The 21,812-nt window shown below is 73.4% G+C and carries 23 protein-coding genes; 6 read left to right on the forward strand and 17 right to left on the reverse strand.

From position 1 onward, the window contains the following. Nucleotides 1–34: 34 nt before the first annotated feature. The gene (locus GC722_RS13805) at nt 35–1,201 is read right to left on the reverse strand and encodes a cystathionine gamma-synthase (protein ID WP_331714835.1); all 1,167 of its coding nucleotides are present in this window, start codon (nt 1,199–1,201) and stop codon (nt 35–37) included. Between the two features lie 166 nt (nt 1,202–1,367). On the opposite strand from GC722_RS13805, the gene GC722_RS13810 reads away from it, so the two are divergent. Both GC722_RS13810 and GC722_RS13815 read left to right on the forward strand, forming a co-directional pair. After that, the gene (locus tag GC722_RS13810; protein WP_156611166.1) at nt 1,368–3,341 is read left to right on the forward strand and encodes an N-acetylmuramoyl-L-alanine amidase; all 1,974 of its coding nucleotides are present in this window, start codon (nt 1,368–1,370) and stop codon (nt 3,339–3,341) included. 74 nt (nt 3,342–3,415) lie between these two features. Further along, nucleotides 3,416–3,700 (forward strand): GNAT family N-acetyltransferase, encoded by a 285-nt coding sequence (locus tag GC722_RS13815; protein WP_156611168.1) that lies wholly within the window; start codon nt 3,416–3,418, stop codon nt 3,698–3,700. Between the two features lie 18 nt (nt 3,701–3,718). Here GC722_RS13815 and GC722_RS13820 read toward each other — a convergent pair whose 3' ends face one another. The 8 genes from GC722_RS13820 to rplS form a co-directional block, all read right to left on the reverse strand. Further along, entirely contained in the window at nt 3,719–4,336 is a 618-nt protein-coding gene (locus GC722_RS13820) for a hypothetical protein (protein WP_156611170.1), read from the reverse strand. 9 nt (nt 4,337–4,345) lie between these two features. After that, the gene (dprA, locus tag GC722_RS13825) at nt 4,346–5,470 is read right to left on the reverse strand and encodes a DNA-processing protein DprA (RefSeq protein WP_156611172.1); all 1,125 of its coding nucleotides are present in this window, start codon (nt 5,468–5,470) and stop codon (nt 4,346–4,348) included. Then, nucleotides 5,470–6,960: a YifB family Mg chelatase-like AAA ATPase gene (locus GC722_RS13830; RefSeq protein ID WP_156611995.1), complete on the reverse strand. Its 1,491-nt coding sequence runs from the start codon at nt 6,958–6,960 to the stop codon at nt 5,470–5,472. Before GC722_RS13830 ends, dprA begins: the two co-directional genes overlap by 1 nt. A 35-nt stretch (nt 6,961–6,995) precedes the next feature. Continuing rightward, nucleotides 6,996–7,358, reverse strand: coding sequence for a YraN family protein (locus GC722_RS13835; RefSeq protein ID WP_156611174.1), 363 nt, complete (start codon nt 7,356–7,358; stop codon nt 6,996–6,998). Nucleotides 7,359–7,554: 196 nt separating this feature from the next. After that, a complete protein-coding gene (locus tag GC722_RS13840) occupies nt 7,555–7,869 on the reverse strand; it encodes a DUF2469 domain-containing protein (protein WP_156611176.1) in 315 nt (104 codons plus the stop codon). 12 nt (nt 7,870–7,881) lie between these two features. Then, nucleotides 7,882–8,532 (reverse strand): ribonuclease HII, encoded by a 651-nt coding sequence (locus GC722_RS13845; RefSeq protein ID WP_156611179.1) that lies wholly within the window; start codon nt 8,530–8,532, stop codon nt 7,882–7,884. Beyond that, complete coding sequence (gene lepB / locus GC722_RS13850; protein ID WP_331714837.1) at nt 8,532–9,311, reverse strand: signal peptidase I; 780 nt, start codon at nt 9,309–9,311, stop codon at nt 8,532–8,534. The genes GC722_RS13845 and lepB overlap by 1 nt, the downstream gene beginning before the upstream one ends. A 135-nt stretch (nt 9,312–9,446) precedes the next feature. Continuing rightward, nucleotides 9,447–9,794 (reverse strand): 50S ribosomal protein L19, encoded by a 348-nt coding sequence (rplS, locus tag GC722_RS13855; protein WP_156611180.1) that lies wholly within the window; start codon nt 9,792–9,794, stop codon nt 9,447–9,449. Between the two features lie 16 nt (nt 9,795–9,810). On the opposite strand from rplS, the gene GC722_RS13860 reads away from it, so the two are divergent. From GC722_RS13860 to GC722_RS13875, 4 genes are all read left to right on the forward strand, one after another. Continuing rightward, nucleotides 9,811–10,017, forward strand: a complete 207-nt coding sequence (locus GC722_RS13860) for a hypothetical protein (RefSeq protein WP_156611182.1) — start codon at nt 9,811–9,813, stop codon at nt 10,015–10,017. Nucleotides 10,018–10,196: 179 nt separating this feature from the next. Continuing rightward, nucleotides 10,197–11,840: a fucose isomerase gene (locus GC722_RS13865; protein ID WP_156611184.1), complete on the forward strand. Its 1,644-nt coding sequence runs from the start codon at nt 10,197–10,199 to the stop codon at nt 11,838–11,840. 31 nt (nt 11,841–11,871) lie between these two features. Next, complete coding sequence (locus GC722_RS13870; RefSeq protein ID WP_331714838.1) at nt 11,872–12,927, forward strand: glycoside hydrolase family 172 protein; 1,056 nt, start codon at nt 11,872–11,874, stop codon at nt 12,925–12,927. Nucleotides 12,928–12,941: 14 nt separating this feature from the next. Next, nucleotides 12,942–13,934 (forward strand): LacI family DNA-binding transcriptional regulator, encoded by a 993-nt coding sequence (locus tag GC722_RS13875; RefSeq protein ID WP_156611186.1) that lies wholly within the window; start codon nt 12,942–12,944, stop codon nt 13,932–13,934. 36 nt (nt 13,935–13,970) lie between these two features. Here the strand turns inward: GC722_RS13875 and GC722_RS13880 are convergent, their stop codons facing one another. The 8 genes from GC722_RS13880 to GC722_RS13915 form a co-directional block, all read right to left on the reverse strand. Next, a complete protein-coding gene (locus tag GC722_RS13880) occupies nt 13,971–14,717 on the reverse strand; it encodes a succinate dehydrogenase/fumarate reductase iron-sulfur subunit (protein WP_331714839.1) in 747 nt (248 codons plus the stop codon). Between the two features lie 58 nt (nt 14,718–14,775). Further along, on the reverse strand, nt 14,776–16,794 hold the full coding sequence (locus GC722_RS13885; protein ID WP_156611188.1) for a fumarate reductase/succinate dehydrogenase flavoprotein subunit: 2,019 nt from the start codon (nt 16,792–16,794) through the stop codon (nt 14,776–14,778). After that, nucleotides 16,791–17,432, reverse strand: a complete 642-nt coding sequence (locus GC722_RS13890; RefSeq protein WP_156611190.1) for a succinate dehydrogenase cytochrome b subunit — start codon at nt 17,430–17,432, stop codon at nt 16,791–16,793. Before GC722_RS13890 ends, GC722_RS13885 begins: the two co-directional genes overlap by 4 nt. Nucleotides 17,433–17,586: 154 nt before the next feature. Next, nucleotides 17,587–18,153 carry a ribosome maturation factor RimM gene (gene rimM, locus GC722_RS13895; RefSeq protein ID WP_331714841.1) on the reverse strand — a complete coding sequence of 189 codons (567 nt, stop codon included), beginning with the start codon at nt 18,151–18,153 and terminating at the stop codon, nt 17,587–17,589. 11 nt (nt 18,154–18,164) lie between these two features. After that, the gene (locus GC722_RS13900) at nt 18,165–18,422 is read right to left on the reverse strand and encodes an RNA-binding protein (protein WP_331714842.1); all 258 of its coding nucleotides are present in this window, start codon (nt 18,420–18,422) and stop codon (nt 18,165–18,167) included. Between the two features lie 2 nt (nt 18,423–18,424). After that, nucleotides 18,425–18,877: a 30S ribosomal protein S16 gene (gene rpsP / locus GC722_RS13905; protein WP_331714843.1), complete on the reverse strand. Its 453-nt coding sequence runs from the start codon at nt 18,875–18,877 to the stop codon at nt 18,425–18,427. A 216-nt stretch (nt 18,878–19,093) separates the two neighbouring features. Further along, nucleotides 19,094–20,176 carry an amidohydrolase family protein gene (locus tag GC722_RS13910; protein ID WP_331714844.1) on the reverse strand — a complete coding sequence of 361 codons (1,083 nt, stop codon included), beginning with the start codon at nt 20,174–20,176 and terminating at the stop codon, nt 19,094–19,096. Beyond that, entirely contained in the window at nt 20,173–21,594 is a 1,422-nt protein-coding gene (locus GC722_RS13915; RefSeq protein WP_156611195.1) for a glycosyltransferase family 2 protein, read from the reverse strand. Before GC722_RS13915 ends, GC722_RS13910 begins: the two co-directional genes overlap by 4 nt. Nucleotides 21,595–21,812 lie beyond the last annotated feature (218 nt).

A 21,812-nucleotide genomic window follows, 5' to 3' on the forward strand; every position in this document is an offset into this window, starting at 1 on the left:
CGGCCCCGGAATGCAGATCGGCGGCCGGCGCCGGTCAGCGGGCGGCCAGCGCCTGCTCGAGGTCGGCCTGCAGGTCCTCGACGTCCTCGATGCCCACCGAGAGCCGCACCATGTCCTCGGGCACGGCGCGGGAGGTGCCCTTGACCGAGGCGTGGGTCATGTCGCCGGGGTGCACGACCAGCGACTCCACGCCGCCCAGCGACTCGGCCAGCAGGAAGACCTGGGTGCTCTGCGCCAGGGCCAGCGCCGCCTCCCGGCCACCGGCCAGCTGGATCGAGACCATGCCGCCGAAGCCGTCCATCTGCCGGGCGGCCAGCTCGTGACCCGGGTGGCTCGGCAGCCCCGGGTAGTGCACGGCCGACACCGCCGGGTGGCTGCTGAGCCACTCCGCGAGGTGCTGGGCGTTGGCGCAGTGCCGGTCCATCCGCACCGCCAGGGTCTTGAGCCCGCGGATGGTGAGCCAGGCGTCCATCGGCCCCGAGACCTGCCCGGCGGCGTTCTGCAGGAAGGCGATCTGCTCGGCGAGCTCGTCGTCGTCCACCACCACCACCCCGGTGACGGAGTCGGAGTGCCCGGCCAGGTACTTGGTCGCCGAGTGCACGACGACGTCGGCGCCGAGGGCCAGCGGGCGCTGCAGGTACGGCGAGGCGAAGGTGTTGTCCACCACCAGCCGGGCACCGTGCCGTCGGCAGACCTCCGCGCAGGCGGCCAGGTCGACGATCTGCAGGAACGGGTTGGACGGCGTCTCGACCCACACCAGCGCACCGGCGTCCAGCTCGGCCAGGCGGGCCTCGAGGGCGGCCGGGTCGGTGAGGTCCACCGCCGAGGTGCCGATCCCCCACGGGCCCCACACCTGCTCCAGCAGCCGGAACGTCCCGCCGTAGGCGTCGGTGCCGGTCACCACGTGGCCGCCGGGCCGCAGCGTCGCCCGCAGCACCAGGTCCTCCGCCGCCAGCCCGGCCGGGGTCGAGAAGGCGTGCCGGCCGCCCTCCAGCCCGGCCAGCTGGCGGTGCAGCAGGTCTCGGGTGGGGTTGGCGCAGCGGGAGTACTCGTAGCCGTTGCGGGGCTGGGCGACCGCGTCCTGGAGGTAGGTGGAGGTCTGGAACACCGGCGGGGAGATGGCCCCCGTGGTGGGGTCCGGGTCGATCCCCAGGTGGACCGCGCGGGTGCTGAAACCGGCGTCGGGACGAGGTGCGCTCACGCAGGCACGGTACTCCGGCGCTCCACGGCCACCCCGCTGCTCCGGTGGCCGAGACCGAGGGTCCACCTCACCTTGAAGGTGACAGCGGCGGGGGTCGAGGCGTTGACTACGAGGACCTCGGTGCCGACCCCCGACGGCGCCGGACGCACGGAAGGCCTGACCCGCCATGCCCCGACACACCACCCCACCGCTGCTGCGCACGGCTCTGCTGCTCGGCGCCACCACCGCCCTGGTCGGCGGTCTCGGCGTCGTGGCCGCCCAGCCCGCCCGCGCGGACACCCCCGAGACCGAGATCACCGAGCTCAGCCTCGCCGCCCCGGCCAGGAGCGGCGGCGAGCAGCGCACCACCACCCGCAGCCAGGACCAGACCAGCAGCGGGCAGGAGGAGGTGGGCGCCGAGACGGTGCTCGCCGAGCTCCCCGAGCAGCGGGTGGAGCAGTTCTCCACCCTGGGCGTCACCTGGGACGCCGGCGCCGAGGGCCCCGGGCCCACGGTGCAGTACCGCACCCGCACCGACGGCCGCTGGACCGACTGGGCCACGGCGGAGGACACCGTCTCCGGCGGCGACGGGGAAGACCCGGGCGCCGGCGAGGACGCGCCGCGCACCGGCACCGACCCCATCTACGTCGGCGCCTCCGACGGCGTGCAGGTGCGGCTGACCGGCAGCGCCGACACCCGGGTGGAGGAGCCGAAGGTGGCCCTGATCGCCGCCGAGGAGACGCCGGCGGACGCCAGCATCCAGACCACGGCGGCCCAGGCCGCCGCCCCCGGGCTGGCGCCGCGTCCGGCCTACATCAGCCGGAAGGGGTGGGGCGCCGACGAGTCCATGAAGCCCTGCGGCACCGACACCGACGACACCATCCAGGGCGCGATCGTGCACCACACCGCCGGGGTGAACAGCTACACGAAGGCCCAGTCGGCCAGCATCGTCCGCGGCATCTACGCCTACCACACGCAGACCCTGGGCTGGTGCGACATCGGCTACAACTTCCTGGTCGACAAGTACGGCCAGGTCTTCGAGGGCCGCTCCGGCGGCGTCGACCACCCGGTCCACGGCGCCCACGCCACCAGCTGGAACACCGACACCGTCGGCATCTCGTTCATGGGCAACTACGAGACCGCCACCGCGCCCACCGCCATGCTGGAGGCCGGTGCCAAGGTGCTGGCCTGGAAGTTCGACGCCTACTACCGCGACCCGCTGAGCAAGGTCACGCTGGCCGGCAAGTACATCAACCGGATCAGCGGCCACGGCGACGTGATGGCGACCGCCTGCCCGGGCCGCAACATCCGCTCCAAGATGACCTGGCTCCGCGAGCGGGTCGACACCCTCGTCGGCTCCCGCAGCACCCCCAACTACCAGCGCTGGCAGGCGCTGGGCGGTGACAAGGGCCAGCTCGGCTCGCCCTACATCGGGGAGGCGGTCCACGTCGACGGCCGGGTGACCAAGTTCCGCGGCTACGACCTGTTCTCCTCCGACGCCACCGGCTCCCGCTGGACCAAGGGCGGCATCCGCACCAAGTACCGCTCGATGGGCGCCGCGCGCTCCGACCTCGGGTTCCCCACCGGCGACGAGTCCTCGAACTGGCCGCTGACCGGCATCCAGGCGCAGCGGTTCGAGGACGGGCTCATCCTGTGGTCGTCCGCCACCGGTGCCCACAGCCTGATGGACGGCTTCCAGAACCGCTACGAGAGCAGCTCGGCGATCCGCCGGGCCCTGGGCGCGCCGAGCACCGACGAGCAGACCTCGGGGTGGGGCGTGGCCTCGCAGACCTTCGTCGCGGGGCGGATGTTCTGGGTCGGCGGCGCCCGCATCATCGACGGCGAGTTCTTCGACCACTACGCGGCCATGTCGGGCAGCGCGCGTCTCAAGCGGGGCTACCCGGTGGCGGACGAGCGGCTCTCCGGCGACGTGCTGACCCAGCAGCTGTCCCGCTCGACCTTCTACCTGATCGACGGCGACGTGATCGAGGTGACCGGTGCGCTGAACGAGGAGTACCGCAGCCTGGGGGCCGAGACCGGCCGGCTCGGGTTCCCCACCGCCAGCGTCCGCAAGGACGCCGACGGCAACTGGTACAGCAGCTTCGAGCACGGCACGCTGACCCAGCTCCCCGACGGCACGGTCGAGGTCCGCTACAGCTGACCACCACCGTCCCGCACCGCCACCGCCCCGTCGCCGGATCGGGGGCGGTGCGGGACGGGTGGCAGCATGGGCCCATGAGCCTGACCTTCGAGCACGACACGCCCGGCCAGCGGTTCCGGGCCCTCGACGAGGGCACCGAGGTCGGGGTGGTCGACTACCACCTCGACGGCACCGTGGCCACGATCACCCACACCGGCACCGCGCCGCAGCGCCGCGGTGAGGGGATCGCCGGCCGACTGACCACGGCGGTGCTGGAGGAGATGGGCAGCCGCGGCTGGTCGGTGGTGCCGCAGTGCCCCTACACGGCCCGGTTCATCCAGGACCACCCCGAGTACGCCGGGCTGGTCCAGCGGGCCTGAGCGGCCGCCACGGGGCCGTCAGCGCTGCCCGCGCGGCAGCGGCGGCAGCCCCTCCCGGCGCAGCGCGGTGTCGGCCAGCGCGGCGATGACCTCGCGGTCCCCGGCCCGCCAGGCGGCGACGGGGTCGTCGCTGATCCGCGCCAGCTGGTCCAGCGGCAGGGTGGCCATGGCCCGCAGCGCGAACAGGTCCAGGTCGGCCGGTGAGTCGACCAGCCGCCGGGCGGCCCGGCTACGGGCCGCGAACCGCAGCCGGCGCGGCAGCCACACCGCGACCACGACGGCGACCGGGATCAGGAAGACCAGCACCCCGACCAGGTCCGCGAGCCGCTCGATCTGCACCGCCTGTCCGCGCGCCGCAGCGGAGAGCTGCGTGAGCCGCTCGGCGGCGGCGTCCAGCGGCGTGCGCAGCTCCCCGCCCACCCCCGGCACCTGGCCCGCGGAGCGCGCGGCGTCTCGGAAGGAGCCGACCAGCTCGGCGGTGGCCTGCTCGGTCTGGCGGGCCGGCCCGGCCAGCGCGCTCACCGCCGAGTCGAGGAACCGGCCGGCCGACCACCACGCCACCGCCCAGACCAGCACGAAGAGGTCGGCACCCAGCTGGCGCGCCAGCTGCCAGGACGGTCGGGCGTACCAGCTCATGCACGGAGTCTAGGGACGCACCAGCCGCCACTCCCCCCGCGGACCGCAGACGACCTGCTCCTCCTGCTCCAGCCAGGCCAGCGCCGCCAGGCACTCCGCCGGCTCCTGCCCGCTGCGCAGCGAGATCTCGGCGACCCCCAGCCCGCCCCTGGCCGGCAGCGCCTCCCGGACGGCCACCGCCACCGGGTCCCAGTCGTCCATCAGCCGAGGGTGCCCCCGGGCCGGCAGCGGGGCCTGGGCCGCGTCGAGCGGGGCCAGCAGGGCGAGGACGTCGGCGGCGGAGGTGACGAGCGTGGCCTCGGCCGCCGCGATCAGCCGGTGCGGCGTCACCGACTGGGCCGAGTGCACCGAGCCGGGCACCGCGGCCAGCACCCGCCCGCACCGCAGCGCCCAGCTGGCCGTGTTGCGGGCACCGCTGCGGGCGGTGGCCTCCACCACCACGGTGGCCTGGGACAGCGCGGCGATCAGCCGGTTGCGACCCAGGAACCGGACCCGGGTGGGGTGCTCGCCGGGCGGGTGCTCCGAGACCAGCAGGCCGCGCCGCGCGACCTCCTCCAGCAGTGCGGCATTGCCCCGCGGGTACACCACGTCCACCCCGCTGGCCAGCACCGCCAGGGTGCTCCCGGGACCGGTGACCAGCGCGCCGCGGTGGGCCGCCGCGTCGACGCCGTAGGCGCCGCCGGAGATTACCGCCACCCGCTCCGAGGCCAGATCGGCGGCCAGGTCGGTCGCGACACCCTGGCCGTAGCTGGTCGCCGCGCGCGAGCCGACGAGCGCCACCGCGCGGGAGGCCACCGCGCCCAGCCGTGCCGGGCCACGCAGCCACAGCCCGATGGGCACCCCGCCCCGGTCCGCCAGCGGCTCGGCGGTGGCCAGCGTGGTCAGCTCATCGGGCCACTCCTCGTCGCCCGGCACGACGAACCGGCTGCCGCACCGCTCGGTCAGCTCCACCATCCGGTCGAGCTCGAGCGCGGCCACCCGCCGGGCCCACACCGACCCGTCGCCGCGCCGCCGGACCGCCTCCCACACCTCCTCGCCACCCCGCTCGTGCACCAGCGCCGACATCTCCGGATCCCCCGGCTCGGCGACGCAGGCCAGCGCCATCCGAGCCCGCCGTTCGTCCTCCTGCGCCATCAGGCCACCCCCTCGGCGGGTTCGCCCCGACGCATCGCCAGGGCCGTGAGCAGGTGGCTGCGGGTGGGCGCGTCGGCCCCCGCCAGGTCGGCCAGCGTCCAGCTGACCCGGAGCACCTTGTCGACCCCGCGGGCGCTGATGCGTCCGCGCTGCAACGCCTGGTCCAGCGCCTCGACCCCGTCCGGGAGCGGCAGCCCGCGGCGCAGGTGGTGGCCGGGCACCTCGGAGTTGGTCAGCCACCCGCTGCCGGTCAGTCGGCGGGCCTGCCGCTCCCGGGCCTCCCGGACCCGGGCGGCCACGACCGCGCTCGTCTCCCCCACCGTGGCGGTGCGCAGGTAGGCCCGACGCAGCGGGGCGAGGGTGACGGCGATGTCGATGCGGTCCAGGACCGGGCCCGACAGCCGCTCGGCGTAGCGGCGGATCGCCATCGGGGCGCACCGGCACTCGGCCCCCGGGGTGGCGGCCAGCCCGCACGGGCACGGGTTGGCCGCCAGCACGAGCTGGAACCGGGCCGGGTATCGGGTCTGCAGCTGGGTGCGTCCCAGCGTGACCACCCCCGACTCCAAGGGCGTCCGCAGCCCCTCCAGCACCCGCGGGCTGAACTCCGGGGCCTCGTCGAGGAACAGCACGCCGCGGTGGGCCAGCGAGATGGCGCCCGGCCGGGCGATGCGGGCGCCGCCGCCGATGATGCTCGGCTGGGAGGCGGAGTGGTGGGGGTCGGCGTAGGGCGGGCGGGTGATCAGCCCGTCCACGCCGACCCCGGCGAGCGAGTGCACCGCCGACACCTCCAGCGCCTCGGGGAGCTCGAGGTCGGGCAGCAGGCCCGGCAGCCGCTCGGCCAGCATCGTCTTGCCCACGCCCGGCGGGCCCTGCAGGTACAGGTGGTGGCGGCCGGCCGCGGCGACCTCGAGCGCCCAGCGGGCCTCGGGCTGGCCGACGACCTCCGACAGGTCGCGCGCCGGAGGGGAGCCGCCCTCCTCGCCGGTCGCCGGGTCGTCCTCGACGGGCAGCACCGGGCGCCCGTGCAGGCAGTCGACCAGGTCGGCCAGCGACCCCACCGCCGTCACCCCCAGGCCCTCGACCAGCGCCGCCTCGGCCTGCTGGCCCTGCGGCACCACCACCTGCTCGAAGCCTGCGCTGCGGGCGGCCATCAGGGCGGGGAGGACCCCGCGGACCCGGCGGACCCGGCCGTCCAGACCCACCTCGCCGAGCAGCACCCGGCGCCGGACCGACTCCCGGGGCACCACCTCGGCGGCGGCGAGCACCGCGGCGACGATGCTGAGGTCGTAGTGCGAACCCGCCTTGGGCAGCGAGGCCGGCGTCAGGTTGATGGTGACCAGCTGCGAGGGCCAGCTGTAGCCGCTGTTGGCCACCGCGGCACGGCACCGGTCGCGCGACTCGTACAACGACGCGTCGGGCAGCCCCACCAGCACCGTCCGCGGCAACCCGCCGCCGATCGCCGCCTCGACCTCGATCATCTGGCCCTCCATGCCCAGCAGGGCCACCGACCAGGTCTGCGCCAGGCTCACCCCACACCCCGCACGTGGCTGAGCACCGGCGCCTCGCCGTCGAGGACCACGACCCCGACCGCGTCGATGCGGATCGCCGGCGGCCGCTGCCCGCACTGCTGGCACCAGATCGCGGCCAGCTGGCGCAGCTTGCGCAGCTTCGCCCAGGTGATCGCCTCCAGCGGGTCACCCCAGCCCAGCCCGCGCCGGCACTTCACCTCGCAGAACACCACCGTCGCCGTGGACAGCTCGCGGGCCACGATGTCGATCTCGCCCTCGGCACAGCGCCAGTTGCGGGCCAGCACCTCGCAGCCCTGCTCCTGCAGCAACCGGGCCGCCAGCTCCTCACCGAGCCGGCCCAGCGTCTGTCGGTCCCCCATCGCCACCACCTCCGCCCCCACCGTGGCCGGCGACGCCCGGCAGCCGCACCCGACGGGTGGCCCTGTGGACCGGGACGGAGGGCTGTGGACGACTCCGACGGGCTCGACCCGCTGCGCCGGAGGTGCCGGGTCGGCGCCTTCGCAGGACCACGTCCCGGGCGGTTCCGGGGACGCGATGGCGGGCGGTGGTCCGGCCTCAGCGGTTGGAGTCGGGGACCTCGAGGTCGGAGTGGACGATCTCCTCGATGGAGACGTCGCGGAAGGTGAGCACCTTGGCGTTCTTCACGAAGCGGGCCGGGCGGTACATGTCCCACACCCAGGCGTCAGCCATGGAGACCTCGTAGTAGACGTCGCCGCCCTCGGTGCGCACCTTGAGGTCGACGGTGTTGCAGAGGTAGAAGCGGCGCTCGGTCTCGACCGCGTAGGTGAACAGCCGGACGACGTCCTTGTACTCGCGGTAGAGCTTGAGCTCCGCTTCGCTCTCGAACTGCTCCAGGTCTTCTGCGCTCATGACGGATCGACTCTATCCGACCGCCCGGACCCGGACGGTCCGGACGACGTTGTCGAAGCGCATCCGGTGCTCCGGGCACGGACCCAGCCGGTCCAGCCGCTCCTGGTGCAGGCTGGTGCAGTAGCCCTTGTGGGTGGCGAAGTCGTACTCGGGCCAGCGCTCGTGCAGGTCGGCCATGATGCGGTCCCGGGTCACCTTGGCCAGCACCGAGGCCGCGGCCACGCAGGCGGCGACCCGGTCGCCCTTCCACACCGCCAGCCCCGGCACGCCGAGGCCGTCCACCCCGAAGCCATCGGTCAGCGCGTAGTCCGGTGCGGGGTCGAGCCGGTGCAGCGCCCGGCGCAGCGCCTGCACGTTGGCCACGTGCATGCCGAGCCGGTCGCACTCGGCGGCCTCGACGACCACCACCGACCACGCCACGGCCTTGGCCACCACCTCGTCGTAGCAGCGCTCGCGCTGGGCGGCGCTGAGCAGCTTGGAGTCCCGCAGCCCCTCGATCTCGCCCGAGCGGCGGTCGGACAGGATGGCCGCGGCGGCCACCAGCGGGCCCGCGCAGGCGCCCCGGCCGGCCTCGTCGGCGCCGGCCACCAGGGGGAAGCCGGCGCGGCGCAGCGCCCGCTCGTAGGCGTAGATGCCGCTGCTGCGGCGCACCACGAACCCCATCAGCAGCCCACCCCCTCGGGTTCGATCACCGCCCGCTGCGGTGCCGGCTCGGTCGCGTCGGGGACGTCGGCGAAGGTCTCGGGGACGGTCAGCCGCTGGAACCGGTCGAAGGGGGCGGCGATCAGGAAGGCCGGCCCGACGACGTTCGCGATCGGCACGAAGGCGTCGGTGCCGATCGGACCGCCGCCGGCGGGGACGTCGCCGAGGTGGCAGCGCGAGTCGCGCGAGTCGTCGCGGTGGTCGCCCATGACGAAGATGCGGTCGGCCGGTACCACCACGCTGAACGGCACCTCGGCCGGGGCGACCGGCTCGCCGTCGGAACCCCGGTAGAGGTAGTCCTCCTCCTCCAGCGGCTCGCCGTTGACGGTGATCCGCTGCTGGGCGTCGCAGCAGGTGACGGTGTCGCCGGGCATGCCGATGACCCGCTTGATGAGGTGGTTGGAGCTGGTGTCGGGCAGCAGCCCGACGAACTCCAGCAGCTTCCCGGTCGGGCCGCGCTCCTGGGCCTGGTAGTCCGGGCCCAGCCAGTTGCCGGGATCGACGAAGACGACGACGTCGCCGCGGCTGAAGTCGGTGACCTTCTGCACGACGACCTTGTCGTCGATCTGCAGGGTGTCCTCCATCGAGCCGGAGGGGATCACGAAGGGCTGGGCGACGAAGGCCCGCAGGATCGAGGAGACGATGATGGCCCCGACGACCACGATCGCGACCTCCTTGAGGAGGGAGCCGAGCTGCCGCGCTGCTCCGGACCGTGGCTCCCCGATCCGCGATTCACTCACTTCGCCCAGCTCCTGTTCCCTCCGGCTCGCTGCCGGACCCGGCCCCCAACGTAGCCCAGCCCGGTGACGGTCCTGCTCCCAGACGAAACATCGCACGCACCCGGAGGGTGCGTGCGATGCCGGTGGGTGTCGCGCTCAGTAGCGCTTCTCCTTGATCTTGGCCGCCTTGCCGCGCAGACCGCGCAGGTAGTACAGCTTGGCGCGGCGGACGTCACCGCGGCGCTCGACCTCGATCTTGTCGATGATCGGGCTGTGCAGCGGGAAGGTGCGCTCGACGCCGACACCGAAGGACACCTTGCGGACCACGAAGGACTCCTGCAGGCCGCCGCCGGTCCGGGCGATCACCACGCCGGCGAAGACCTGGATGCGGGAACGGTTGCCCTCGACGACCTTCACGTGCACCTTGACGGAGTCACCCGGGCGGAAGCTCGGGATGTCGTCGCGCAGCGAGGTCTGGTCGAGCGCCTCGATCAGCTTGCTCATGTTCTTTCCTTCGCCGGTGCCACAGGTCACCTGGTCGGTGCAGGTTCGGGTGGTGCCGATCCGGACGTTCCCCCTGTGGCAGGAGCCGGGTACGAGCACCAGCGAAGAAGTCTGCCACAGCGGGGCCCCGGACCGCGAACCGGCGACGGCAGCCGGCACCGGCGGCGAGGGCGCCGACCGGCACGTCACGCTGGACACCGGCTGTGAAATCGATTACTACTAGCAGGGACGAGCCACACCGGTGCGAGGAGGCAGGGCGATGGCGCAGCCGGTCACCGACGACCACGCGAGCCGCCCCTGCCTGCTCCCGCCCTCCTGCGCTGCCGTCGCCCCCACCCCCGCCCGCCCTCCGTCGGGCGTCGTCCACCGAACCGCCCGCACCTGACCGCAGGAGGCCCCGCCATGTCCACCTACACCCTGCCCGCACCGCTGACCCGGCCCCAGGTCGTCGAGAAGACCGTCTGGACGGTGGCCAGCGGCGACCTGCGGCCCAGCGCGAACACGAAGTGCTGGCCCACCCAGGCCGAGCTGGAGCAGCGGGTCGGAGCCGCCCTGGCCGACCTCGGCTGGTCGGTGACCCGCGCCCACGAGTACGACCCGGAGGCCGGGCACGGCTTCATCAGCAGCCAGCGGATGGGGATCGAGGTCTTCCGCTCGGTGCCGCTGGACGCCCCGCTGGTGGTGGTGGAGGCGGTCTGGCAGTACAGCCACCACCTGCTGGCCGGGCTGCGCGACCACCGGGGTCCGATCCTGCTGGTGGCCAACTGGGCCGGCGACTTCCCGGGCCTGGTGGGCCTGCTCAACCTGACCGGCTCGATGACCAAGGCCGGGATCGAGCACAGCGTGCTGTGGAGCAAGGACTTCACCGACACCTGGGCCCGCGACCGGCTGGCCGAGTGGCTGGAGACCGGGACGATCGACCACGACCTCTCCCACGTCCGCGAGCTGGACCGCGGCGCGCTGGCCGAGGACTCCGCGGAGGTCCAGCTGGGCCGCGCGCTGGCGCGTCAGCTGGTCGAGGAGAAGGCGGTCGTCGGCGTCTTCGACGAGGGCTGCATGGGGATGTACAACGCCATCATCGACGACGAGCTGCTCAACCCGCTCGGCATCTACAAGGAGCGGCTCAGCCAGAGCGCGCTGCTGGCCGAGATGGACCGGGTCGACCCGGCCGAGGTCGAGGAGGTGCACGACTGGCTCGAGCGGGCCGGCTTCACCTTCCACTACGGCACCGACGAGGCCACCGAGCTGACCCGCGCCCAGGTGCTGCGCCAGCTCGCGATGTACATCGCCGCGGTGAGGATGAGCGACGACTTCGGCCTCGACGCGGTCGGCATCCAGTACCAGCAGGGGCTCAAGGACCAGTGCCCGGCCAGCGACCTGGCCGAGGGGCTGCTCAACAACGTGGAGCGGCCGCCGGTGCGCTCCCGGGACGGCTCCCGCGAGCTCTACCCGGGCTCGGCCCTGCCGCACTTCAACGAGGTGGACGAGGCGGTCGCCGTCGACGCCCTGGTCACCAACCGGATCTGGACGGCCATGGGTCTCGACCCGGCCACCACCCTGCACGACATCCGCTGGGGCGAGGACTTCGAGGGCACCTTCGTGTGGGTGTTCGAGATCTCCGGGTCGGTGCCCGCCTCCCACAACGGCGGCTACGACCGCTCCTACGGCATGCGCCAGCCCCCGATGTTCTTCCCCCTCGGCGGCAGCACGCTGAGCGGGGTCTCGCGCCCCGGTGAGATCGTCTGGTCGCGGGTGTTCGTGGCCGAGGGCGTGCTGCAGGTCGACCTGGGCCGCGGTCACGTGGTGGAGCTCCCGGAGGAGGAGACCCGGCGTCGGCTGCAGGCCACCGACCCGCAGTGGCCGATCATGCACGCGGTGCTGCACGGCGTGAGCCGCGACCAGCTGATGGCCCGGCACAAGGCCAACCACATCCAGGTCGTCTACGCCCCCGACGCCGAGACCGCCGACCGGGCGCTGACGGCCAAGGTGGCGATGTTCGACGCCCTGGGGCTGCGGGTCCACCTCTGCGGCGACGTCGCCCTCTGAACCGCACCCCACCACCACCGAGGAGGACCCCGTGTTCCGTGACATCTCCCAGCTCCGCACCAGCGTCTCGCGCTCGATCTGCCCGGAGAACTTCGACGGCCAGCCCGGCGGCGCCGCACGGGCCAGCGAGGGCACCGGGGCCCACGCCGGGCGCGACCTCGGGGTCGGCTGGAAGATCTCGCCGTCGGTGGAGATCGCGCCCGGGGAGACCTTCGTCCTCGGCCACGTCGACTCCCCCGGCCGGATCACCCACATCTGGCTGACCACAGCCCGCGAGAACTGGCGTTCGCTGGTGCTGCGGGCGCACTGGGACGGCGACGACGAGCCCGCGGTCGAGACGCCCGTCGGCGACTTCTTCGCCAGCGGCTGGTGCCGCTTCGCCCAGGTCTCCTCCCAGGTGGTGGCCAGCAACCCGCACGGCGGCTTCAACTCCTACTGGCCGATGCCGTTCCACCGCTCGGCCCGGCTCACCCTGGAGAACCTGTCGGAGGACAAGGCGGTCGTCTACTACCAGATCGACTACGAGGTGGGCGACGACGTCCCCGGCGAGGGCGCGGCCTACCTGCACGCCCAGTTCCGCCGCAGCAACCCGCTGCCGGAGCTGACCACCCACCCGATCCTCGACGTCACCGGGCGCGGGCACTACGCCGGCACCTACATGGCGTGGGGCGTCAACTCCCCGGGCTGGTGGGGCGAGGGCGAGGTCAAGTTCTACCTCGACGACGACGGCGAGTTCCCGACCATCGCCAGCACCGGCACCGAGGACTACTTCGGCGGGGCCTGGAACTTCGACGTCCCCGGCCAGGGCTACACCGAGTTCAGCACCCCGTTCCTGGGCATGCCGCAGGTGCTGCGCCCCGACGGCCTCTACGCCAGCCAGCAGCGCTTCGGGCTCTACCGCTGGCACCTGCCCGACCCGATCACCTTCCGGACCGCCCTCCGCGTCGACATCCAGGCGCTGGGCTGGAAGTCCGGCCACCGCTACCTGCCGCTGCGCGACGACATCTCCTCGCTGGCGGTGTTCTACCTGGACGCCTCCAGCACCACCCGCCCGCAGCTGCCCGACCTGGACGGGCTGGCGGTCTGAGCAGCTCGCCCAGCATGGTCCGGCTGGTGGACGTGGCCCGGGCGGCCGGGGTGTCGGTGGCCACGGTGTCGCGCACCCTCAACGGCAACGCCCGGGTCGACCCCGAGCTGGCCGCCCGGGTGCACGCGGCGGTGGCGGAGCTCGACTACCGGCCCAACCTGGTGGCCAGGAACCTGCGCCGGCGGGCCACGCAGGCCTGGGCGCTGGTCGTCACCGACGTCACCAACCCCTTCTGCACCGCGGTCGCCCGCGGCGTCGAGGACGTGGCCAACGCGGCCGGCTACTCGGTGTTCCTGTGCAACTCCGACGAGGACCCCGGCAAGGAGCAGCGCTACCTGGCGGTGGCCGAGGCGGAGCGGGTGGCGGGGCTGATCATCACCCCCGCCTCACCGGCCTCCGACGTGGGCCGGCTGCTCGGGGCCGGCATCCCCGTGGTCGCCCTCGACCGCCACCTGCCGCAGCCGGTGGCGACGGTGGTGGCGGACTCGGCCGCCGGCGCCGCGACGGCCACCGAGCACCTGCTGGCCCACGGCTGGCGACGGCCGGCCTGCGTCACCGGCCCGGCCGGCGCGGAGACCGCCGACCAGCGCGCCGCCGCCTTCCGCGCGGTGGTGCGCCGCTGCGGGCTGGCGGAGCTGGTCGAGCACGTGCCGTACCACGCCGCCGGCGGGGCTGCGGCGGCGGCGCGGCTGCTGGACCTGCCCCAGCCGCCGGACTGCCTGTTCGTGGCGAACTCCGCGCTCGCCATCGGGGTGCTGGAGGAGCTGCGACGGCGGGGCCTGCGGCTGGGCGCCGACCTCGGCCTGGTGACCTTCGACGACGCCCCCTGGGCGCCGCTGATGGACCCGCCGATCACCGTGGTCGCCCAGCCCGCCTACGAGATGGGAGGCCGTGCCGCCGAGCTGCTGCTGGCGGCGCTGGGCTCCCCGGCGGAGCCGGCGACGCGGGGCACGGCCGTCTTCGAGCCCCGCCTGGTGGAGCGGGGCTCCTGCCTCAGGAGCGGCTGAGCCTGGAGCCGGCCCGGCCGGCGGCGAGCCGCAGGCTCACTCGCCGCCCTTCATGAGCGCGGTCAGCAGGTCCCGGTTGAGGCGGGTGATGGTGTCGAACGGGATGCCCTTGGGGCAGACCGCGGTGCACTCGCCGATGTTGCTGCAGCCGCCGAAGCCCTCGGCGTCGTGCTGGTTGACCATGCCCAGCACGCGGCTGTGACGCTCGGGCTGGCCCTGCGGCAGCAGCCCCAGGTGGGTCACCTTGGCGGCGGTGAACAGCATCGCCGAGCCGTTGGGGCAGGCGGCCACGCAGGCACCGCACTGGATGCAGGTGGCGGCGTCGAAGGCGTGGTCGGCGTCCTGCTTCTTGACCGGGGCCGCGTGCGCCTCGGGGGCGGAGCCGGTGGGCGCGCTGATGTAGCCGCCGGCCTGGATGATGCGGTCGAAGGCACCGCGGTCGACGACCAGGTCCTTGACGACCGGGAAGGCGTCGGAGCGCCACGGCTCGACGTCGATGACGTCGCCGTCGGAGAACGAGCGCATGTGCAGCTGGCAGACGGTCGCCCGGACCGGCCCGTGGGCCTCGCGGTTGATCATGACGCCGCAGGTGCCGCAGATGCCCTCGCGGCAGTCGGAGTCGATCGCGACCGGGTCCTCGCCGGCGAGCGTCAGCCGCTCGTTGACGACGTCCATCATCTCCAGGAAGGACATGTGCTCGCTGACGTCGGGCACCTCGATGGTCTGCATGTGTCCCTCGGCGTCGGGACCGGACTGGCGCCACACGCGCAGGGTGATGTTCACTGCTGCTTCCTCACTGCTTGCGTCTTCTTGGTGCTGGGGAGCGATCTCCGCGTGGCGATCACTTGTAGCTGCGCTGCTTCATCTCGACGAACTCGTACACCAGGTCCTCCTTGTGCAGGACCGGCTGCTGGCCGACGCCGGTGAACTCCCACGCCGCGACGTAGGCGAACTCGTCGTCGTGGCGCAGCGCCTCGCCGTCCTCGGTCTGGGACTCCGAGCGGAAGTGCCCGCCGCAGGACTCGCGGCGGTGCAGGGCGTCCACGCACATGAGCTCACCGAGCTCGAGGAAGTCGGCCACCCGGCCGGCCCGCTCCAGCGACTGGTTGAGCTCGGCACCGGTGCCCGGCACCAGCACGTCGCGCCAGAACTCCTCGCGGAGCTCGCGGATCGCGCCGATGGCCTTGCGCAGGCCCTCCTCGTTGCGCTCCATGCCGCAGTACTCCCACATGATCCGGCCCAGCTCCTTGTGGAAGGAGTCGACGGTGCGGGAGCCCTTGATCGACAGCAGCCGCTGCACCCGGTCGTTGACCGAGGCGATGGCCTCCGCCGAGGCGGGGTGGCTGTCGTCGACCTTCTCGAACGGCCCGGCCGCGAGGTAGTCGGCGATCGTGTTGGGGAGCACGAAGTAGCCGTCGGCCAGGCCCTGCATCAGCGCCGAGGCGCCGAGCCGGTTGGCGCCGTGGTCGGAGAAGTTGGCCTCCCCGGTGACGAACAGGCCCGGGATCGTCGACTGCAGGTCGTAGTCCACCCACAGGCCACCCATGGTGTAGTGCACCGCCGGGTAGATCCGCATGGGCTGCTCGTAGGGGTTCTCCCCCGTGATCTGCAGGTACATGTCGAAGAGGTTGCCGTACTTGGCCTCGACCGCCTTGCGGCCCAGCCGCTCGATGGCGTCGGCGAAGTCCAGGTAGACCCCCAGCCCGCCCGGCCCGACCCCACGGCCCTCGTCGCAGACGGCCTTGGCCGCCCGGGAGGCGATGTCGCGGGGCACCAGGTTGCCGAACGCCGGGTAGCGCCGCTCCAGGTAGTAGTCGCGGTCCTCCTCGGGGATGTCACCCGGGGCCCGCTTGTCCTCGCCGTCCTTGGGCACCCAGATGCGGCCGTCGTTGCGCAGCGACTCGCTCATCAGCGTCAGCTTGGACTGGTACTCCCCCGACACCGGGATGCAGGTCGGGTGGATCTGGGTGTAGCAGGGGTTGGCGAAGTAGGCGCCCTTGCGGTGGGCCCGCCACGCCGCGGTGACGTTGGAGCCCATGGCGTTGGTGGAGAGGAAGAACACGTTGCCGTAGCCACCGCTGGCCAGCACCACCGCGTCGGCGTAGTGGGTCTCGATCTCGCCGGTGCGCATGTCCCGCACGACGATGCCCCGCGCGCGGCCGTCGGCCACCACCAGCTCCAGCATCTCGTGGCGGGAGTGCACCGTCACCGTCCCGGCGGCGACCTGGCGCTCGAGCGCCTGGTAGGCGCCGATCAGCAGCTGCTGACCGGTCTGCCCGCGGGCGTAGAACGTCCGCTGCACCTGCACGCCGCCGAAGGAGCGGGTGTCGAGCAGGCCGCCGTACTCGCGGGCGAACGGGACGCCCTGGGCGACGCACTGGTCGATGATGTTCGCGCTGACCTCGGCCAGCCGGTAGACGTTGGACTCGCGGCTGCGGAAGTCACCGCCCTTGACGGTGTCGTAGAACAGCCGGTAGGTGGAGTCGCCGTCGTTGCGGTAGTTCTTCGCCGCGTTGATGCCGCCCTGGGCGGCGATCGAGTGGGCCCGGCGGGGGGTGTCCTGGTAGCAGAAGCTGGTGACCCGGTAGCCGGCCTCGCCGAGGGTGGCGGCGGCGGAGGCACCGGCCAGGCCGGTGCCCACGATGATCACGCTGAGCTTGCGGCGGTTGGCCGGGTTGACCAGCTTGGCGCTGAACTTGCGCTCGGACCAGCGGCTCTCGATGGGGCCGGCGGGGGCCTTGGCGTCGGCGATGGGCTCACCCACGGTGAACAGCTCGTCGGCGTCGACCCGTGCCTCCCGCGGCGCGACGGGGGTCTCCACCGTGGCGACGGGGCTCGTGCTGCTGTCGGACTGCGTCATGACACCACTCCCAGGAGGACGCTGAAGGGGACGGCCAGGAAGCCGAGGGTGATCACCCAGGCGAGGGCGACCGAGACGGCGAGGATGACCCTGCGCGACCCGGACGTGGTCCCCGCGCCGAGGGTGTAGAGGGCGCTGGCGGTGCCGTGGCGCAGGTGCAGCCCGACCGCCACCATCGCGATGGTGTAGGTCACCACGACCCACCAGATGTTGAAGCCGTTGACCAGCCGCTCGTAGGGCGAGGGCGACGCACCGCCCGGGGTGATCCACTGCCAGGTCAGGTGCGCCAGGTGGTAGAGCACGAACAGCGCGATCACCAGACCGCCGCTGCGCAGGGTGAACGAGGCGTAGCTGCGCTGGATCCCGCGGCGGTTGCGCCGGGTCTCGTAGCGGTTGACGCCCGCGGCGCGCCAGGAGCGGCGGGACAGCTTCACCGCGGAGACGACGTGCGCGGCGACCGCGACGAGCAGCACCACCCGGATGATCCACAGCGCGCCGCCGTAGGGCAGGATCGGCTCGCCCAGCTCGCGCAGGTGGTGGGAGTACTCGTCGAAGGCCTGCTGGCCGGCGAAGGCCTTCAGGTTGCCGTACATGTGGGCGAGCAGGTAGCCCACCATGATGAGACCGCTGACGGCCATGACCGCCTTGTTCGCGACCGTCGAGCGGAGCGCCCTGCGTTGCGCGGAGATCGTTGTTGACACGTCTGACACCTTAGTTCTCCCGCTCGACCGGCGAGAAATAAGGCGAGCCTGCTGTGCTGGACGTCACTCCGGGCCGGTCGTCCGCCGCGGGTCACTCCGCCTCGTCGTCGAGGTCGCTGAGCAGGCCCTCCACGTCGGCCAGCCGGACGTGGCCGGCGGCCAGGTCGACGACGGGCACCAGGGCCTCGACGAAGGGCACCAGCCGGGAGCCGCCGGACACGTCGACGGCGAGCAGGTCCTGGGCCGGCAGGTGCACCACCTCGGTGACGCGTCCGACCTCGACGCCGGCGGCGTCCAGCACGGCCAGCCCCACCAGCTGGCGGTCGTAGTACTCCCCCGGCTCCTCCGGGGTCTCGTCGGCGGCGACCCGGCTGACCAGCAGCGCCTCACGCAGCGCCTCGGCCGCGGAGCGGTCGCCCACGCCGACGAAGGTGACGAGCAGACGTCCCTGGTGCCAGCGGCTGTCAGCCACCTCCAGGGTCCGCTCGCTGGGCCAGCGGTCGCGCGTCGAGCGCGCCGCGGCCGGACGGACGAGCTGCAGCCGCGCACCGGGGGCGAAGCGGCGGTCGGGCTCGTCGGTGCGGGGCTCCACGGTGACGGTCCCGCGGACGCCGTGGGGTCGGCCGATCCGGCCGACCACCACGTCGACGTCGTCCACCGGGTGCAGGCTCAGCGGCGGCCGCGGCCGGGCTGGCGGTCGACGTCGACGAAGTCGACCCGCACCCGGTCACGACCGGCCAGCGCCGCCACGACGGTCCGCAGGGCGGCGGCGGTGCGTCCCTGACGGCCGATCACCTTGCCCACGTCCTCGGGGTGCACCCGCACCTCCAGCATGCGGCCCCGACGGCCGTCGATGTCACGCACGACGACGTCGTCGGGGTGGGTCACCAGGCCCCGGACCAGGTGCTCCAGCGCCTCGGCCAGCACGCTCAGGCCTCGCTGCTGGTCTCGCCCGCGTCGTCGCCGGAGCCCTCGGAGGCCGGCGCCTCGGCCGCGGCCTCGTCCTTGCGGCGGCTGCTGAACGCGGCCACGCTCGGCTCGTCGGCGGTGTCGGCCAGAGCGGCGTTGAAGGCGGCGAGCTTGTCCTTCTTCTCCTTCTGCGGCTGCACGCCGGAGGGGGAGCTGTCGCCGGAGAACTGCTGCCAGTCACCGGTGCGCTTGAGGATCGCCACGACGGCCTCGGTGGGCTGGGCGCCGACCGACAGCCAGTACTGGGCGCGCTCGGAGTTCACCTCGATGACCGACGGGTCGTTCTTCGGGTGGTACTTGCCGATCTCCTCGATCGCCCGGCCGTCGCGCTTGCTGCGCGAGTCCATGACGACGATGCGGTAGTGGGGCGAGCGGATCTTGCCGAGTCGCTTCAGACGAATCTTGACAGCCACGTGTGTGGGAACTCCTGTTGGCGATGCCCGGGACGACCCCGGACAAGGTGGGTGAGCAGTCGGCGCACTGGTGGGTCAGCGCACCTCAACCCGGGTGGACCGCGACGTCCGGGCGTGAGAGGGCACCCGGGCAGCACGGCAGCGCCCGACATTCTGCCAGACCGCCCCGCCTCCACCAAACCTGCGGGCGGGCGGCTGCGTCGTGGCCGTGCCGTCTCATCCCTCGACGACGCGACCCCGCAGCACCACCAGCCGGGGCCGGGCCAGCACCGCCGGGTCGCGCAGCGGGTCGGCGTCGTAGACCACCAGGTCCGCCGGCGCCCCCGCCTCCAGCCCCGGGTGGCCCAGCCAGCGGCGGGCCCGCCAGCAGGCGGCCCCCACGGCCAGCTCGGCACCGCCCAGCCGGGTCAGCGCCTGCACCTCCCGGGCGATCTGGCCGTGCGGGAGGTAGCCGCCGGCGTCGGTGCCGGCGTAGACGGGCACCCCCGCCTCGACCGCGCGACCGAGGGTCTGCCAGCGGCGGGCGTGCAGGTCGGTCATGTGGGCCGCGTAGCGGGGGAACTTCTCCCGTCCCTGCTCGGCGAACCGCGGGAAGTTCTCCAGCTGGACCAGCGTCGGCACCAGGGCCACCCCGCGCTCGGCCATCAGCGCGGTGGTCGCCTCGTCCAGGCCGGTGCCGTGCTCGACGCCGTCCACGCCCGCGGCCACCAGCTCGGCGGTGGCCTGCTGGCTGAAGACGTGGGCGGTGACGCGGCACCCCAGCTCGTGGGCGCGCGCGACGGCAGCCCGGGCGACCTCCACCGGCCACAGCGGGGCCAGGTCGCCCAGCTCCCGGTCGATCCAGTCCCCCACCAGCTTGATCCAGCCGTCGCCGCGCGCGGCCTGCCGCTCCACGGCGGCCACCAGGTCCTCGGGCTCGACCTCCTCGGCGTAGTCGCGCAGGTAGCGCCGGGGCCGGGCGATGTGGCGTCCGGCGCGGACGATCCGCGGCAGGTCGGGGCGCTGGTCGACCCAGCGGGTGTCCGCCGGCGACCCGGCGTCCCGCAGCAGCAGCACGCCGGCCCGGCGCTCGGCGAGCGCGTGCTGCTCGGTGGTCGCCCGGTCGACGGCCCCCCGCGACTCCAGCCCGACGTGGCAGTGCGCGTCCACCAGCCCGGGCAGGATCCAGCCGTCGCCGGCGACGGTGACCGCCCCCGCCACGGGCTCCTCCGACACCCGGCCGTCGGCCACCCACAGGTCGCGGCGCTCCCCCTCCGGCAGCAGCACGCCACGCAGGTGCAGCCGGGACGGACCGGTCACCGCGCGCCGTTGAGCTCGATGCTGAAGTTGTCCTTGATGGTGGCGTAGGGGCGCGCCCCCCGCCGAGGCGCGGGCAGCCGGGCGTGCTCGGCCACCTGGACCCGGACCCGCTGCCCCGGCTGTCCGTCACGCAGGCCCACGCTGGCGTCCAGCACCACCTCGCCGTCGCGACGCAGCAGCCTGCTGGGGACGAGGACCGAGGCCTGCCAGACGGTGAGCCGCCCCAGCGCCCGGGCCATCACCTCGTCCTTGTCCAGCACCAGGGTGGCCGTGCGCGTGCCCTCGCGGTCCTGCAGGTACAGCTCCACGGCCTGGGTCGCCGAGGGGACCCCGCCGCTGACCCGCAGCCGCAGCCGCAGCCCCCGCCAGCTCCACTCCGCCGACTCCAGCTCCGCGAGGTGCGGGCGGTGGTCGACCCCGTCGGCGGCCAGCGCGACCAGCCCGGCCTTGTCGCCGGCGCGGATCAGCTGGGAGCGACGGCGCGCCTTGCGGTTCAGCCGGGCCTCCATCTCGGGGGTGATGAAGGTCTCGATGTGCTTGCGGTGCTCGACGAGGAAGGCGTCGCGGCGGGCGTCGGGCATCTTCCAGTAGCGCTCGGGCTCGTAGAACTTCAGGCACTTGCGCCGGTAGAGGTCCAGGACGATCCGGTCGGCCCGGGCCTGGTCGGGGTCGAGCTCCTTGATGATCCTGCTGACCTCGCCGATGGACCAGGTGTAGCCGGCCGGGTCGAAGCCCTGGGAGCTGATGTTCTTCCCGTCGTCGCGGGCGACGAGGTAGTAGTAGTCGTAGTCGCCGAGCAGCGACACCCGGCGGGCGGTGAGGTAGGCCCGGGCCAGCATCATCCCGTCCTCCAGGCGCACCTTCTCCTCGGGGAAGCGGATCTGGTGCTCCAGCAGGAAGGAGCGGCGGAACAGCTTCTGGGGGGTGAGTGTGGTGAAGACGTTCTCCAGGTCGGCGTCGACCTGGGTCTCGGCGTACATCGCCGCACGCACCCAGCGGCCCCCGACGCCCACCATCTTGGGCACCACCACGTCGCTGGCGTGCTGGTCGGCGAAGGCGGTCATCCGCCGCAGCGCCTCCGTGCCCATCCGGTCGTCGGCGTCGGCGAAGAAGACGTAGCGGCCGCGGGCCAGGTCGAGGCCGCGGTTGCGCGGGATGCCCGGCCACCCGCTGTTCGGCTGGTGCACCACCTGGACGTTGGGGTGGGCGGCGGCGTACTCGTCCAGCACCGCGGGGCTGTCGTCGGTGGAGCCGTCGTCGACCGCCACCACCTCGAAGTCGGTGGCAGGCAGGTCCTGGGCGACCAGGGAGTCCATCAGGTCACGCAGGTAGGGCATGGCGTTGTACACCGGGACGACCACCGACACCGCCGGCTCGTCGAGGCTCTCGGGAGCATGGGGGGAGGACTGCTCGGACACGTGGGCTGGGCTCCTGCCGCTCGTCGGGATCGCGAGCGAGTGTATCGCCGTGTCCGCGCCCTGACGCCGCGACGCGGGTCGCTGCGCTAAGGTGCGGCCCACGCACCCGCTGCCCGCACCGCTGGAGGACCACCATCGACGCCGTCGACCGCATCGTCTCGCCGCTGGGAGGTCTGATCGGGAGGGCCCGTCGCGTCGCGCGCGCGGGGGCACGACGG

Origin of the sequence: Auraticoccus cholistanensis (assembly GCF_009742705.1) — a bacterium.
Classification (GTDB): domain Bacteria; phylum Actinomycetota; class Actinomycetes; order Propionibacteriales; family Propionibacteriaceae; genus Auraticoccus; species Auraticoccus cholistanensis.